The 15,325-nt window shown below is 35.2% G+C and carries 16 protein-coding genes; 3 read left to right on the forward strand and 13 right to left on the reverse strand.

Going from position 1 to position 15,325, the window contains the following annotated elements; all coding sequences use genetic code 11:
• Nucleotides 1–8: 8 nt before the first annotated feature.
• The 6 genes from H9L01_RS09310 to H9L01_RS09335 form a co-directional block, all read right to left on the reverse strand.
• On the reverse strand, nt 9–1,139 hold the full coding sequence (locus H9L01_RS09310; RefSeq protein WP_187533682.1) for a glycerol dehydrogenase: 1,131 nt from the start codon (nt 1,137–1,139) through the stop codon (nt 9–11).
• A 17-nt stretch (nt 1,140–1,156) separates the two neighbouring features.
• A complete protein-coding gene (gene dhaM / locus H9L01_RS09315; RefSeq protein WP_187533683.1) occupies nt 1,157–1,531 on the reverse strand; it encodes a dihydroxyacetone kinase phosphoryl donor subunit DhaM in 375 nt (124 codons plus the stop codon).
• Nucleotides 1,528–2,094, reverse strand: a complete 567-nt coding sequence (gene dhaL, locus H9L01_RS09320; RefSeq protein WP_187533684.1) for a dihydroxyacetone kinase subunit DhaL — start codon at nt 2,092–2,094, stop codon at nt 1,528–1,530. Before dhaL ends, dhaM begins: the two co-directional genes overlap by 4 nt.
• A gap of 4 nt (nt 2,095–2,098) precedes the next feature.
• A complete protein-coding gene (dhaK, locus tag H9L01_RS09325; RefSeq protein WP_187533685.1) occupies nt 2,099–3,091 on the reverse strand; it encodes a dihydroxyacetone kinase subunit DhaK in 993 nt (330 codons plus the stop codon).
• 122 nt (nt 3,092–3,213) lie between these two features.
• Nucleotides 3,214–3,840 (reverse strand): ATP-binding cassette domain-containing protein, encoded by a 627-nt coding sequence (locus H9L01_RS09330; protein ID WP_187533686.1) that lies wholly within the window; start codon nt 3,838–3,840, stop codon nt 3,214–3,216.
• Entirely contained in the window at nt 3,840–6,026 is a 2,187-nt protein-coding gene (locus H9L01_RS09335; protein ID WP_187533687.1) for a hypothetical protein, read from the reverse strand. The genes H9L01_RS09330 and H9L01_RS09335 overlap by 1 nt, the downstream gene beginning before the upstream one ends.
• Before the next feature lie 343 nt (nt 6,027–6,369).
• On the opposite strand from H9L01_RS09335, the gene H9L01_RS09340 reads away from it, so the two are divergent.
• From H9L01_RS09340 to dhaS, 3 genes are all read left to right on the forward strand, one after another.
• Nucleotides 6,370–7,050: a hypothetical protein gene (locus H9L01_RS09340; RefSeq protein WP_187533688.1), complete on the forward strand. Its 681-nt coding sequence runs from the start codon at nt 6,370–6,372 to the stop codon at nt 7,048–7,050.
• A gap of 160 nt (nt 7,051–7,210) precedes the next feature.
• The gene (locus H9L01_RS09345; RefSeq protein ID WP_187533689.1) at nt 7,211–7,894 is read left to right on the forward strand and encodes a hypothetical protein; all 684 of its coding nucleotides are present in this window, start codon (nt 7,211–7,213) and stop codon (nt 7,892–7,894) included.
• A gap of 70 nt (nt 7,895–7,964) precedes the next feature.
• Nucleotides 7,965–8,507, forward strand: a complete 543-nt coding sequence (gene dhaS / locus H9L01_RS09350) for a dihydroxyacetone kinase transcriptional activator DhaS (protein ID WP_187533690.1) — start codon at nt 7,965–7,967, stop codon at nt 8,505–8,507.
• On the opposite strand, the gene H9L01_RS09355 is transcribed toward dhaS, so the two are convergent.
• The 7 genes from H9L01_RS09355 to H9L01_RS10710 form a co-directional block, all read right to left on the reverse strand.
• Nucleotides 8,508–9,494 (reverse strand): dihydroxyacetone kinase subunit DhaK, encoded by a 987-nt coding sequence (locus H9L01_RS09355; protein WP_187533691.1) that lies wholly within the window; start codon nt 9,492–9,494, stop codon nt 8,508–8,510.
• Between the two features lie 97 nt (nt 9,495–9,591).
• On the reverse strand, nt 9,592–10,164 hold the full coding sequence (locus H9L01_RS09360) for an NADPH-dependent FMN reductase (protein WP_187533692.1): 573 nt from the start codon (nt 10,162–10,164) through the stop codon (nt 9,592–9,594).
• 11 nt (nt 10,165–10,175) lie between these two features.
• The gene (locus tag H9L01_RS09365) at nt 10,176–12,083 is read right to left on the reverse strand and encodes a vWA domain-containing protein (protein WP_187533693.1); all 1,908 of its coding nucleotides are present in this window, start codon (nt 12,081–12,083) and stop codon (nt 10,176–10,178) included.
• 11 nt (nt 12,084–12,094) lie between these two features.
• On the reverse strand, nt 12,095–12,430 hold the full coding sequence (locus tag H9L01_RS09370) for a hypothetical protein (protein ID WP_187533694.1): 336 nt from the start codon (nt 12,428–12,430) through the stop codon (nt 12,095–12,097).
• A 116-nt stretch (nt 12,431–12,546) separates the two neighbouring features.
• Nucleotides 12,547–13,179, reverse strand: coding sequence for a hypothetical protein (locus tag H9L01_RS09375; protein ID WP_187533695.1), 633 nt, complete (start codon nt 13,177–13,179; stop codon nt 12,547–12,549).
• Between the two features lie 20 nt (nt 13,180–13,199).
• Entirely contained in the window at nt 13,200–14,726 is a 1,527-nt protein-coding gene (locus H9L01_RS09380) for a hypothetical protein (RefSeq protein ID WP_223151023.1), read from the reverse strand.
• The gene (locus H9L01_RS10710) at nt 14,660–15,283 is read right to left on the reverse strand and encodes a hypothetical protein (protein WP_223151024.1); all 624 of its coding nucleotides are present in this window, start codon (nt 15,281–15,283) and stop codon (nt 14,660–14,662) included. Before H9L01_RS10710 ends, H9L01_RS09380 begins: the two co-directional genes overlap by 67 nt.
• Nucleotides 15,284–15,325: the final 42 nt, after the last annotated feature.

The following is a 15,325-nucleotide window of genomic DNA, read 5'->3' on the forward strand; positions in this document are numbered from 1 at the left end:
TAAATGTTCTAGAGAGATTCTTTAAATGCACGTCCAATTTTATCAGCTGCGATAATTGCACTTGCAACTGCTTCAACAGAAATATCAAATGGCATTGAATGAATCGACTCTTCTGGAATACATGCTTTCTCAGCAACATCCATTGCTTCTTGCCATGAAATGGTTTTTACGCCAATATCTTCAAGACAAATTGGCAAGCCAATGGTTGAAGAGAATGCCATGACTTCATCAATTTCCGCAGCTTCTGCTCCTTCTAATACGAGTTGAACGATTACTGAGAAGGCTACTTTTTCACCGTGATAATAGTGGTGAGTAGGTTCCAATGCTGTAAGACCATCATGAACGGCATGAATTGCGGCAAGACCTGCACTTTCAAAACCAAGTCCTGATAGTAAGATGTTTGCTTCAATTACGTTTTCAAGCGCTGGTGTTACCACACCATTTTCGCAGGCAATCATTGCTTGAGCTCCGTCTTCTAGAATTACATCATAACACTTTTCAGCTAACGTTTGTGCAGCGATTGTAGGTTTTGCTCCGGCAGTTTTTCCTTCACGAACACCACATGGAAGTCCTGCATTAATGTTTGCATAAGAATAGCTGTTTGCACGTGCTTCGAAATAGGTTGAGAGCGCATCGCCAATTCCAGCTGCCAAGAAACGTTTTGGTGCTTTCGCAATAATTGTAGTATCAACTAAAACTACACTTGGACTTTGCTTGAAGTAAGCATAGTCATCAAATGTACCATCCGCAAAGTACATAACTGCTGAATGGCTTGTAGGTGCATCTGTTGCTGCAATTGTAGGGACAATGATCAATGCATCACCTTCCGCAACACATTTTGCTGTATCGATAGCTTTACCGCCACCCAATCCAACAATACAATCAGAATGTTTAACGTTTGCTTCTTCTTGAAGTCGTTTAATTTCTTCACGGGTACATTCACCATTGAATGTACTTACCATAATATCTACATCGAATGTTTTTTGAGTTTCATCCAATTGTTTTTGAACACGAGCCACATCATCTTTGTGAGCAATTAAAAGTGCAGACTTTCCAAATGTACTGATAAAGTAACCTAAATTTAGTAATTCATTTTCCCCTTGTACGTATTTTGTTGGTGAAATAAATGCTTTTCTCATTAATTGTTTCCTCCTTATTATTTAATAATTAATGGTTTTAATTGCGATTCAATTTCATTAAGATCAACACCTGCTTCAAGTAAAGCACAGGCTGTATAACATCCTTCTACAAATGCTGCGTCATAAATTGTGACGGACTTATCGGTCATTTCTGATACGATATCAAGATTCATCTTTGCACTTCCTAAGTCATAGAATGCAAGTATTTTATCTGCTTGGTTTGTATCAACTGCATTTAAGATTGATTCAAAGCTTGTCCCCACACCTCCTTCTTCAGTTCCTCCTGAATATGTAATGGACACATTCGGTCCAATTTCAGACATTAATTGATGAACGCCTTTGGCCACACCCTCAACATGTGACACGATTAATACGCCATAATCTGTTCTCATAGAACACCTGCTTTGATTGCTGTTTCAAATAAGAGTTGTGATGATACTGCACCCGGATCACGATGTCCGATAGAACGATCACCCAAGAATGATGCTCGTCCTTTAGTTGCTTTCATATCATCTGTTTTCTTTGCATAGACTTCAATGTTTTCTAATTTTAAAGTTTGTGCTTCTAAGTCTGTTACTACAGGTCCCCAAACATCAAGCATTGTTTTCTCGTTAATTGTAGATTTACCACGAGATCCAATGGCTTCAAAACCCGCTTTAATCGTCTCTGAATCAAGTTTATCATTAGACATAACTTTACTCATCGCAATGAATGCAGAACCATAGAGTGGACCTGAAGCACCACCAACCTTACTCAACAATGTCATGCCCGTTAATTTCAAGAGTCCCGCATCATCAAGTTCTGGTTTTGTATCCATTGCTGCCAAAACAGCCTGCATACCACGACTCATGTTCGTGCCATGATCACCATCTCCAATGGGTGTATCAAGATCATTTAAAAGTGCCTTATTTTCTTCAATGCTTTGTGCATATTCTTTTAACCAATTTCGAATCATAGTCTTACCTCCACGCTGCTGTATTTACATCACTTTTTAATGCACTAATCCATTCTCTATTATTAAAACGAATCATGGTGAGTGAAATACCTTCCATATCTAACGATGTCATTAAATTACCTGATTTTTTAAATTCAATATTAAGACCTTCTTGTTCAAGCAAGCTTCTAACATCATTCATGAAAATATATTGTTCCATATAAGGTGTAGCACCCAATCCATTGACTAAGATTCCGTAAGTATCTCCAGGGCTCCAAGTAAATTCCTTTTTAAGTTTTTGGACCATTTCTTGAGCGAGTTCATGAGATGGTTTCATCGCTGTACGATGGTAACCAGGTTCGCCATGAATTCCCACACCAAACTCAATTTCTTGATCATTAAGTTCAAATCCTTTTTTACCTACCGCAGGAACGGTTGCGGCGTCAAGAGCGACACCAATTGTCTTAATATCCTTAACAAGTTTATCCCCCATTACTTTCAATGATTTTAAGTCCATTCCCTGTGCTGCATAATAACCTAAGATTTTATGTACAAACACAGTTCCTGCAACACCACGACGTCCCGTTGTATATGTACTGTCTTCGACAGCAATATCATCATTTACAACGACCATTTCAACATCAATTCCTTCATCAGCAGCAAGTTCTTGCGCCATTTCAAAGTTCATAATATCTCCGGAATAGTTCTTTACAATCAACAGAACGCCTTTATCATTTTTAACTGAAGTAATCGCTTCTAAGATTTGATCTGGTGTTGGTGAGGTAAAGATTTCACCGCACACAGCAGCAGTTAACATGCCATCGCCAACAAATCCCGCATGTGCAGGTTCATGACCACTTCCACCACCACTAATAAGCGATACACGATCATCGTGTTCTGATTTTGTCACGATTACTTCAGCTGAGTCTAACTTATACACGAGCTCGTCATTTTCATAACAGAAACCTCTTAACATTTCTTGTAAAATATCATCGGTATGATTAATTATTTTTTTCATTTGAGATACCTCCTATCTGTAGTGTATCCTGTAACCGCTTTCCAATCAACGGACACTTCTAAATTTGTGTCCAAACATTTAAAAAGACACTCTTATCTTTCATTAAAGAGTATCTTTCTTTTTTAGATTTTCTCGATTCTAATAATGCGATCAACATGATCCATGACATAATCATCATGCGATACGATGACGACTGTTTTCCCTTCATTATGAAGATCTAACAAGAGGTTCATAACGAGTTCTTTATTAAAATCGTCCAAACTACCTGTCGGTTCATCACAGAGTATTATCTGAGCATTTTTAATGAGTAATCTCGCTATCGCAACACGTTGTTGTTCACCACCCGAACACGTATAAATTTTCTTCTTCTCAAACCCAGACAACCCAACTTTTTCAAGAGCAGTACTTAAGTTATAACTACTCTCTTTTGATTTAGCTAAATTAAGATTGTAAGCAACTGTCTTATTATCTATCAAAGCAAAGTTTTGAAACAAATATCCAATATCATTTTTTAATACCCGAGTAGCACTACTACCGTAAGGTTTGGGTGCTATTTTGCCCCTTAGCAGGTACTCGCCACTGTCATAACGTTCTAATAAACCCAATATATTGAGAATTGTACTTTTACCCGAACCCGATAAGCCACTAATGCAGACCAGTTCCCCTTCTTCGATTTCAAGATTAAAATTTTCTAACACCTTGGTTTGATGATAGCTTTTTGATACGTTTTTCAATTCAATCACTTTCATTAAATAGACCCTCCCTTAATTATTTCAGATAACGAAGTCCTCTCAAATTGGTATAAATCATAAATTAAAACAACACTATCCAAAATAATTAGTGACACAATCATGAGATATATCCAACCTAAATTTATTTTATAGACATAATCAATGTTAAAGTAATTATTCCAGATTTCTTTAATGACCAAACTTAATCCGATTAGCATGGGCGCTAGTGTCCCGAAGATAACACCACGATACCTTTTTAACCGAGAAACGCCTGACAAGTATTGAACAGCAATCTTCTTTTTATGACTTTCTAAAATGATACGATGGATTAACTTATCAGCGATGAGTACAAAGATACATAACGATACATAGAATTCAATAACCATTTCTTTGTAAGTATTAACTTGCTTTTGGAAATAATTATCTCGTGCTTGATTGCTGATTCCTTGAACATACCCAATGTTATTAGAAATGTCCGCAATCACATCAACAAGTTTTGCCTTCGTTTTATTATCATAGTAGAAGATATCAAAATCATAATAGTCAAAATATTTTTCTGGATGGGCCATGACTAGTATCATTTTTTCATAAGTCGAATCCACAACGACTCCCGCTTTTTCAGATTTCAGTAACGGTACTGTATCAACAATTAAAATAGGACCATCAATCCACATTGAGTCAATTTTTGCTAAGGCACTTCTTGGTACAAGCAAGGTATCTTCAGCCATTGAATCAAAGGATATAGGATTCCCTTCTAAGTCTTTAATATCATAACCCTCGAGAAATGTCTGATTCGCGTACACGACATCTCTTTCGATTTCCTTAGTAGGATAGAGTAGCACATCAGCAAGAATACCCAGATTATATTTATCTATTGTCTTTAGGTATTTCGGATTAATTTCTTCTTCCCATTTTGAATCCTGCGGATGAATAAAAGGAAAATAAGGCTGTTGAATCATTGATATGGATATTCTATTCATGTACTCAGGATCTTGACTACGAATCGTCTTCGCAATGTTGGTATCATCGTAAGACTCATAATAATTCATACAAATAACCAGAAGACTGAATACTATAATCCCTTTCGAAATCATGGATACAAGTAGGAACCCGTATGAAGAAGCTGCAGTCTTTAAGTATTTCACGATATTCAAAGAACGAATCACAACAAATATAAGTGCATATACAATCAATATCCAAAGGGAATATCCAAGAATCGTCTTTATTAGAAGCATAGTGAAGGTATAACTCAAGGCATTAAATGAACCAATATTAACAAACCACAATATCAATGTAGTTAAGGAGAAAGACAACACAGTCAGCAGATAATCAATAAAGGTTATTGATAGGTAGGTTCTTAACTGATTGTTGCCATTTAACCTTCGAACCATGATTTCCTTAGTTTGATTAAAAATGGAATAAGCGAGTGTTATCAATAAAAGTGCCGCTGAAACAATAAATATTTTCTTTGTGACCGATCCGAAATACCAATAACTTCCAAATATTGTTAGTTTACGTTCCTGATACTGATCAAGCAGGCTTTCACTTCGGTACACAGATTTACATTCCTGAGTTCCACAAAAATTGTAAGGATCCATAATTTCCGTATACACAAGGTCATTAATTTCCGCTACAGATTTATCACTGAAATAGGCTAACGAAAATTGAATATGTGCATCTAAAGCCGGATGATTTCGAATCTTATATATAGGATAATAAAAACCATTACGATAATTTCGTACATCATTGGAATAATCATAATCTTCTTTTAAGTATTCTATAAAAGTAGCATTTGGGTCTTCAATATTAGGATTTGTTGTTAGGTAGCGAACTTCATCATTACGATCAAAATGGATATCTGAAATGTCTCGACTAAATACTGCGGTTGAGAAACCACTGTTATCACGAATGTTCGTAAAAGTTAGTCCCGTTTGCACACCATCTTCATCAAAACTTGAAATATAAATAGCAACTTCATCATTATTTAATTCAGAAACATTAATAATGTTCTCAAAAAAATGATGAGGTTCTTCAAGAAAATGCGTAGACGCTCTAAATTCAACGCCGTTTAAATCACCACTTTGAATCCGTCCGAACGCGACTTCAGCAGACATTTGGTTATAATATGTATTATAGAAATCATACAAACCGTTGAATGATAAGATTGACACTAAAACAGAGAAGACAATAATATATTTTCTCATAATGGCACCTTTTCTACTAAAAATAGGTGACAATCCTTACTTTATACGACCTCGACGAATACCTTGCTGGATTATCCTATTTTTGGTTAGTTGAGATGAAAGTGTACGAATTCATTTTCGTTAGTTCACTAGAGAGTAGATAAAAAAAGATAAATATTCGTGCAAATTTCTAACATAGAACAAAACAACTAATAAATCTTCAAAGTGCTTTGATTAGTTGCATTATAGCACTAATTAATTAAGTCGCAACAGATATTATCGTGGAAGCCACCCTATTTTCAACTAAATTTCATCCTTTTGCTACATCCTATGTGATAGGATTAACGAAAGGGAGGTTATTCATATGAAAGACCGTTATGATTTTTTAGATACTTTAAATCGATACTTTAATGTGAACTTAGTTATGGGAATTTGCTCCATTATCGTATTAATAAATGTTCAAGCGCTAACTGCTGTTGCTGGTTTAGCGACTTTAGTTTGTGCTATTTTATCACTTATTTACACGTGGAGGCTGTATAAAACATCCGCTAACACTAAAATGCGTACTGTTTTTTGGCTTCAAATTTCAGCTGGAATCGTGACCTTTATCATGATGATAACAATCATGTCCATGGTAATGAATATGATTTACAGCGAATCAATGATAACAGGATATGGGGCAAATGACTTAGATTTACTTGATCAGTTTCTTGAAGTTAACACAAACTTTTTATTAACAATTATTACATTCGGAGTCATCCTACTTGTGATTAGAATTATTACTACAGTCATGACCTTGTCATTTTTCAAAGACGAAGTTCCAACTGAGAATACGCTTAAGATTTATCCAACCGTATTAACATTGTCGATTGTAGCTATTGTGGTTGACTTAGCATTCTCGATATTTATGAACTCACAAGCATCTCTCAATGTTTCAAGTATCCTAAGTACGTTGATATTCCTTTACTTCCTTAATGTTTGTCGTAAAGAATATCAATTCATGCTTGATCATGAAAATGAAATGCGTTATCAAGATTTCGAATAAAGAGCTTCGGCTCTTTTTTATTGCAAGAAAATAACTTTCAATAATGATATAATATAAGTAACAACAGAGTCCTTTTAACTCAAGGACGTTCCAACAAGAAACATTGATTTAATCATTAAGAATTCATAACTCATCATTTGAATCAAAGGAGGATGCTCAAATGAAAGATCGTTATACATTTCTAGAAACTTTAAATCGTTATTTCTATGCCAACCTCATACTGGCTATCATTTCCATTCTAAATATCAGTAATTTACTTAACGGCAAAGAAGGTAATTCAGTATTAATCCTTATTTGTTCGATTTTTATTATTGTCTATACCTGGAATCTTTATGCTGTATCTGGGAATAAGAAAATGAAGTTTGTATTCTTCACTTATTTATTACTAATCGGTATTTCATTTTCTGTAACGATGTTTTTTCCATCTCTCTTAAATGCAGCGTACCAGGACACTATAAACTCGGGGGCAACAATCGTTAATTTAGATGATCCTCAAATTTATTTCGCACTAACGGACTTTAACTCAGCAATTATCATGGTAACTCTTTCACTTCTGATTATTTATATAATTATTAATATCGCTCAGATTTATCTCTCATTATCATTTTTCAAAGAAGAAATTGACACGACAAAAATCAAAAGTCTTTATCCTGTAATGCTAATCGTATCTATCGTCGTGATGATTACTGAAATTGTTCTCACAACAATTTACTCACCTTTAGGGGCTCTCGGTTCTTCATCAACCCTTAGTAGTATCATTTATATTTACTACCTATACGTTTGTAGACGTGAACTCAAACTCAATTCTAAAATTGATTCTTCAACCTTGAATAATTACAATTAAGAGCTTAGGCTCTTTTTTAATTGAGTTGGTTCTCTTTTTTTTGGTATAATAAGACTAATGAGGTGACACAATGTCTGCAACCATTATTACGAAGAAAACGATTGCGAAGTCGTTCAAGAATATTATGATGACAACGCCGATACAACAAATATCAATACGCCAAATCATGGATGACGCAAACATTAGACGCCAAACTTTTTATGACCATTTTTATGATAAATACCAATTAACAACATGGATCTATGAACAAGACTTTAAAGAGTATATTCAAGATTATATCAACTATGATCCCGTTGATAAAATTATGGTTCGTTTCTTGAACTATCTAAAGGACAATCATACATTCTATCAAAATGCTTTATCCTACCATGATCAAAATGCATTCGAAGAAACTATGCGTAATCATTTCTTTGAACTCTCGAAGGAAATATTGATGATAGAATTCAAAAAAAATAATACCACTGTAAGCCAAGATGAATTCCATGCGCTTGCGCACTTCATCTCTTTTGCTTTAGTTGGTATTATTATTGATTGGATTGACCAAGATTGTGACCAAGATGTTGATTCATTGGTTACCGAAATTATGATTTGTATTGAGCGAATGAGCCGTTAATTACCATGACGGAGCATTCGTTTTTTGATTCAAGTACTCAAGCCACATAGAATCTCTAAGCGGCAAGCAAGAAACCGAAACACCTTTCATATCCATACTTGTCATGAGGCTTCCCACTTTCACAAATGAACACTCAATGTTGTCTAATTCAATGAGTTGCATTAAATCATGATAGAAAATAAGTAATTCCATTTCTGGGGTTCCACCTAACCCATTCACTAAGATGGCAATCTGATCCCCTTTTTTCACATCACATTGTGATTTTAATTTATTCCAAATTTCATTAGCAAGTTCTGCTGAACCCCTGAAGTCTTCAATGCGATAACCTGATTCGCCATGGATTCCCATTCCGTAAGAAACATGACCAAACTCCAAATCAAACATAGGTGTTGCTTTGCCTGGTAATGTTCCTGATGAGAGTGCAACACCCAACGTATTAAGTTCCGATAGAGCACTTTCAGCAATCACTTTTAATTCATCCAATGATTTTCCTGCTTGAGCTGCGGCACCTATTATTTTATGAATAAACAGTGTACCTGCAACACCACGTCGTCTCTTTTTAAAGGAAGAGTCTTCAACAGAGCAATCGTCATTCACAATAATTGAGTCGACTTTGATACCTTTTTGACGCGCCATATCAATGCCAAGGTTAAAAGAAGTAACATCTTCAATAAAATTTTTAACAATAACAAAGACACCTTTTCCTTCATCAGCAGCACAAATCATTTGATACACTTCATCAGGTGTAGGCGGTACAAAGACTGCGCCCATCGCACATGCTTTTAACATACCTGCTCCGACATAACCAATGTGTGCTGGTTCATGGCCGCTACCCCCACCACTTACCACAGCAACGCTATCATACTGCTCTTTCGAGACGAAGACACCCGTATCTTCGATACGGAAGATAGCATCATGATAAAGTGATGCGAATGCTGAAAATAAATCATTTTCTACAGAATTAGGATTATTGATTAATTTCGTCATCATAAATCTCCTTTAACCTATTTTAACACTAAATCTTAATTTGGGGTATGTTAAAGGTGAACCTTAACAAAATAAAAAGAAACAACGCGGGTGCACGTCATTTCTTCTCAGCAATATAGGGTTCTGTTGTTTGATCAATCCATTCATTGAAACTATTGAGAATTTTCGCAAAAAATTGCATGGTATCTTCTTTAAAGTCGCCATTCTCATCAACATATTGATAGATACGACCAATATACACTTCAGGTTGAGCCATGACATAACAATTCATAGAAGTTAAGATTTGTCTCAAATGATGATTTGCTCCAAAACCTCCCAAACTTCCTGGTGAAACAGAAATAATGAGTGCAGGCTTATGTGACCATTCACTATTTCCAAAAGGCACAGATGCTGCATCAATAGCGTTTTTAAGGACAGCTGGAATTGACCGATTGTGCTCAGGCGTTATAAAGATATAAGCATCCTTTTCCGTTACTTTTTCCCTGAATACTTGATAAGAAACGGGAAGATTTTCAATATCTTCATCATATTCTTGGTTATACATTTCTAATTGTGATATATCCATAAGCTCATATTCACGAGAGTCATCCAGCTCCATAAACGCTTTCGCTACCTTCAAACTCCACGAATCCTTACGAAGACTCCCTACTAAAATTCCTACTTTTTTCATTTCGTTTTCTCCTATTGGTTGAATATCGATTCTAAGTTTTTTGAAACAGTTTCCATTAACAACATGGGTAAACGTTCCAATTCTTCACCAACATGAACCCCTCTCATATTTTTAACATCATCGTTGAAAATTGTATCAAATACCTTGATGTCATTGTCACTGTTATGCCCTATTTGAAAGGCATAGACTTCAACATATTGATTGAGAAGTCCTTCTAATGCTTGCTTTGTCGTACCTGGAAAACTGGATGCACCATCCGTAATCTCAAAAACCATTTTAATTTTTCGACCTGATTTCATAGCATTAATATCACTTCGTTCTAATCCATTTAATATTTCACGAAGACACTTACCATCATCTGTAGTACCATACTGACCATCGATACGTGTAATTGATTGAATCAATTCACTGCGATCTTGCTTCTTGTTATGAGAGTCATTATCCTTAATTTGTTTAAAGTCTGTCCCAAACAACCATGTCGATGTTTGTATCGACAAAGTCTGGTTTAATTTTTGAGCATTTTGTTTGAGATACAGGTCAAAATCTTCTAATGAAAGAAGTGTCATAGCCATCGCCTTACGCGCCGCATCAATCTTCTCAGCATCCATTGATCCTGAATTATCAACTAAGAAGATGATTTCAATTTCTTGAGGAAGTTTCTTTGTACTTGACTCAAGCTCATACCTTGAAAATATGGGTAAGTTCTTATAATTATGAAGTTGTTGTGCTTCATAAAACTGCGCATAATTAAATACTAAATCGTTAACATTCAACTTCCCTTTATTTTGCATGGTCTTTTTAACACTTTGTTCTTGTTTTGCATTTCCGACAAGTTTTGCCCAAAAAGACTTCATTTGTTGTCGTTGTTTCGATACTGCATTTTCGTAATAGTGGAAGAGCTCCATTTCTTCGGCATTAATACCAAAATCGGAAAACCCTTCATTTTTATTGATAGAATCTTGATACATTTGTTGATTTTTTATTTCTTCTTGCATCATGTCGTCTATAATTTTTTCTTGATCTTCTTGAGACGATTCAACACTATCCTCACTTGATTCTTGTTTGTCATCTAAGAGCTCGTATTCTCCTTCTGACATTTCCCCTTCTTCCTCTTGTGTCATCATATGGTCAATTTCATAGCACCAAAGTTTTTTATATTCAGGATAAATGATATTTCGGATAAAATCATCTTTAACATCAAGATTTGCATCCATAACAATAAACTTTTTAAATTGACGTTTCACAACGACATGAAGCGACTCGCCAAGTAATTGCAATTTAATGAGTGCTTCATCAAAACTGTATTCACCTTCATAATTTTCATTAATTTCATAAATCATAAAGGATCTAATAAATTCTTGTTGGGCAGGAAGCAAAGAAGTTTTTGCATATTCATAGCCATTTTTTCCAAGATAAGCGTTTATTGAATTCATTACTTCTGAATCTTGGTACACGGGGCACTTCTCCAAGACTGTGAGATAAGCAAGATACTGATCGAGAATAAATAAAAAATCTTTCATCTCATTTCTTACGTAATAACTTAGTTTTTGATTCGTATAATTAGGATTGCCTTTAAGTTTTTTTGACAGAAGATAGACAATTTGATTCATTTCTTTTTGCCAAGAATTAAGACGTTTTGCGTACAGTTCTGTTTCTGATTGCCATTTTGAGTAATGGGCTAATTCATAGTAGACATGCCACATGACTTCATGTTCATTCCAATCATTGTAAAGAAATTGTTCAAGGGGAATCACAACTTGTTTATGTTTTACATCCACTTTAATTTTTTCTAATTGAGGATCACTAACATAATGGAGGCCTGAATCCTGTGTGTATGTCACAAGATTTCGTACTTCACGATTTAAAAACATGTCAAAGTTTTGTGTTGCTTGCTCAATTAAAACCGCTTCTTTTTCCATAAAGTTCCTCCTTACTTATATAAATCAATGGCAAATAACGATTGATAATCTCTGAGCTTATTGATGCTCACAGCCTGCCAAATACCGTCAAGATTTTGGACGATAAATCCATCTTTCCATTGTGTTCCTAACACGATATCGGTTGTTAAATGAATCCAGGGATTTAATGTCCATTCATCAAAGAATCGTTCAAGTAAATACGTTTCCCCTTCATCATTTAATATAAGTGCCTCATCGCGATTCGCCACAACCGAGTATAAATGACCAGTCATACTGTCAATTTTTCGACTTTCAAATGTATCTAAACTAATAATGACGCACTGTCCCGAATCTCCTAATGCAATCAAGTGATTCTCATCGAGTAATTTGAGACTTGTAATTGATGATTCAAATACCCCTACTTGATGATTAAGTTCAAAGGAATCTTTAATCGAATAGACAAGAATTGATCCATCTTGTGTACCTATATAGACATATGAATCATCACATGTAATTGCAGACCATCGATCCGATACATCATACCCACTTCATATACATCATTCGATCCACGAAGTGCAACACATAGATTTAAGTCATTGAGATACACAACATGATGAGATGACATGAAAATGATATCTTGACCCCAATCTACAACCTCACTAGACGCAATATTTACGGATTCAGTTTCGATGACCTTAATGTTTTCATTCGTGATAATTTCAAAATGAAGGCATTCGGATTGGTTTGTATAACACTCTAATTCATGATCATGAGCCATCATTCCAATTATCTTCCCTTCGTAAAAAGGAAGATTCATGTTTTCAAGAACTAAGCCATTGACTTTATATATCTTCAAGGCACCACTTAGATATAAAGCCCCAAAATGTGTATCATCGATAAGCGATACCTGTTTTACCATATCCAAGCTCTCTTCTTCATCCATGACGCGAAAATTTGTTGTTTCAAAGTTAGTTTTCTTCCGAAAATCATCTTTGACTTGAAAATAAGGTAACAGTTCGAGCATTATCTGGTGTTGTTGGAGTTTAAGTTCTAAAAGTTCCTGTTCCGAAAGAGTATCCAATTGAATGTGTTCAAGTTGGTCTTGATATTCTTTCATTAACTCTGAAGGGTTAAGTTTCAATTGTCATCACCAGTTTCTTTAAGATAGTCAATCAAGAAACTCGTGTATTCTAAATTCTCTATTTCCTGATTCATATTCTGAATATCGGAGAGTTTTAGCGTTTCAATATGAGCTGCTTCATCACCAATTGTTTGTCTTAACTGTAATGGAACGGATTTATGTCGTGGTTTTTGACCGTAAAGAAGACCAATAATATCATAACTGCAGTATGTAGTAAGCGGTCCTCTAACGTAATCACTATCGTTGCTACGTATTTCTTCATAGTTCGTGATACCTTCACCGACTTCTTTACTTCTGACAGACCATCCTTCTCGCTCTGAAAAGAATCCATAGCGGACTGCTTGAGACAAGATATAGTTCTGATCATCAGCATTGGTTATGGAACTGATAAAGCCATCCCACAATGCCATAGTCAAACTCTTTTCTTCACCACAATTCCAGTTCTCTAGTACATGGATAATATTTCGAATTGAGAGTACTGCTTCACGAAGTTCAACAGTTGATTTACCATCAGCTTCAAATTCGCTAATTTTACCCATGAATACATTTTGTGTAAGACGACTTAACTGTGCAAATCGATATAATTCTTTCAAGGATTCCGGTCCATTAGGGAGTTGAATTGCACCTTCACGGTTGGCAAGAGTCGAAAGAATGACACGATAAAGTTCATTGTTAGTGTCATCAACATTGATATTTAAATCACCGACTAAATCTTGTGGTACGTAGTTATATTCAATCGTCACAAAACGAGATTGGAAGGCAGGATTTAATTGATTTGTTCCTTCATATTGAACCATTTGAGTAGAAAGGTTTCCTGTACCGATGAAAGCAAATCCTTTCGCAATCTTAACAGGACCAATCCCCGTAATATAGGCAGTTTGTCCTGCGTGACGTTGTAATAAGTCATTCAAGGCAATTAAGTTTTGCATCGCAATGGTATTTAGCTCATCAACAATAACAGGACGTCCTTGTCGTAATGCAATCAATATTTCTCGTTCTATTTTTTGAATGGTTGTACCAAAAGAGTTATTTTTAGCAATCAGTAAATCCGAAAAACTCTTCCATATTTGAACCTTTAACTGAAGCTGTTCTTCTGGTTTTAAACCTACAATTTCATGTTCGTGATGTTGTAACCAATTTAAATAATCATCAACCATCGTATTCAAATACGATTCAAAAGAATCACTTGAAAAGTTTTGTTCTAAGCTCAATGTCTTCTCCACAAACATATCTTCATAAGTTAAGTTATGAGAACCCGAAATAAAGAGTGGTTGTAAGGATTCAATTTCTTCTTCAGACCCCACTTCATAAATATGCTCGTAGTATGCTTTCCACTTCTCGTTCAGACGTTTAAACGCACATTTCGCATCATCTTCACTTGCATTTTTATGCTCTTGAAACCATGCCTCAAGATCGTCTGCAAGATGATCATTGATTTTATTTTGAATGGTAAAGTCTACGGCAGATTCAATCGCAATTTGTGTCTTTCCACTACCAAGATGTCCGACAAGATATACGGGCACCCCAAATTCAGAGAATCAATAATCTTATGTTTCGTTTTTTGGACATAAGGTACAGCTACCAATCTTTGGTTTGCTTGCGACTCAATATCTTCCAGCCATTGACGTGAATAATAGAATTGCCATGCTTCTGGTGATTTTGAAATGATATCTTTAATTTCTTGAGTATATGATGCGATTTGATCAACACGTAATCGTGTCGCATCAGTACTACGCATCGAAGCATTTCTTGACGGATCAAAATGATTTCGTTCCCAACTTAAGAAAAACTTTTGGTAAGCAATATCATTTTCTAGTGTTTCAATACGATCTTTTTGTGCATCAAATTCTTGGTTTAGATACGATTTGTATTGAGGATAGAGTTTATGAAATTGTGGTTGCGATTGTTCTTGCGAATCAAACATACGAAACGTTGAGAAAAATGATTGGTCTTCACTGATATCGAGTCGTGTTTCACGCTCAATATTTTGACGTGCAACCAATCTCATATCTTCGATAAAATCAGCATCAAGGCTCTCTAGTGTCGTGATGTTTTCAATTTCTTTTTTGTTTTGAATCATTTTTTTATCTCTCCTTAAAAAAAGTAATAGGACCCCGTTGAC

This window comes from Erysipelothrix inopinata (assembly GCF_014396165.1).
GTDB classification, from domain to species: domain Bacteria; phylum Bacillota_I; class Bacilli_A; order Erysipelotrichales; family Erysipelotrichaceae; genus Erysipelothrix; species Erysipelothrix inopinata.